1 protein-coding gene is annotated in these 259 nt (G+C 43.6%); it reads right to left on the bottom strand.

Annotation, left to right across the window (positions count from 1 at the left end; genetic code table 11):
* Positions 1–13: 13 nt before the first annotated feature.
* A partial coding sequence (locus R0J87_RS21930) for a GDP-mannose 4,6-dehydratase (protein WP_498888952.1) occupies positions 14–259 on the bottom strand: 246 nt, incomplete at its 5' end.

The raw sequence follows: 259 nt of genomic DNA on the forward strand, positions 1-259 counted from the left end.
TGATCAATCTAAATTAAGGCGAAACTTGATAGACCTGTTGATAATAGGCTTGATATTCCTCTGATAACAAAGGTTCCCACCAGTGGCGGTTTTCTAAATACCAGTTCACCGTCTCCCGCAATCCTTCTTCCACGGTTACAGACGGTTGCCAGCCTAATTCTTGCTTAATTTTCGTGGCATCAATGGCATAACGACGATCATGTCCGGGGCGATCTTTGACAAAAGTAATTAACTCTTGTGCAGGAGAGACAGGAAGACT

Origin of the sequence: Halomonas sp. SIMBA_159 (assembly GCF_046536035.1) — a bacterium.
In the GTDB taxonomy this organism is placed as follows: domain Bacteria; phylum Pseudomonadota; class Gammaproteobacteria; order Pseudomonadales; family Halomonadaceae; genus Vreelandella; species Vreelandella venusta_A.